The following is a 445-nucleotide window of genomic DNA, read 5'->3' on the forward strand; positions in this document are numbered from 1 at the left end:
GGCATTGTTCATGGGTCGAAAGGATCTGTCATGGAAAGTGAATTGCATTTTTATTCCGAAGCACTGATGAATAGTGATCTTGATGGTGCTCAAGTAGCTTATAATGGTTATTGACAAAAATAGAGAGAACACGCTTTGAATGTTGATGACAAATAACGTAGTCCTCAAGAAATGTTATAATTTAGTGTGGAGTAAGAACGCAATCACGCACCTAAAGTCAAGAAGATTTATTTTCTTCACGAATAATATCCATGCAAAGCTCTACGCATTCATCACAAATGAATACCGTAGGCCCCGCGATGAGCTTACGCACCTCATGCTGACTTTTGCCGCAGAACGAGCAATAGAGAGTATTTTTTGATTCGCTCCCACTATTGCCAATTTTGCTCATTTCTCTTTCCTTTCACCACGCTATATGAATACTTTGTCTTTTCAAAGGAAGTTT

At 38.7% G+C, this 445-nt stretch carries 1 pseudogene; it reads right to left on the reverse strand.

Annotated elements, in window-relative coordinates:
• Window positions 1-40 precede the first annotated feature (40 nt).
• Window positions 41-391: pseudogene (locus J7R05_RS08190) on the reverse strand (ClpX C4-type zinc finger protein); the annotation flags it as partial.
• Window positions 392-445: the final 54 nt, after the last annotated feature.

Origin of the sequence: Bartonella capreoli, assembly GCF_902813205.1 — a bacterium.
Classification (GTDB): Bacteria; Pseudomonadota; Alphaproteobacteria; order Rhizobiales; family Rhizobiaceae; genus Bartonella; species Bartonella schoenbuchensis.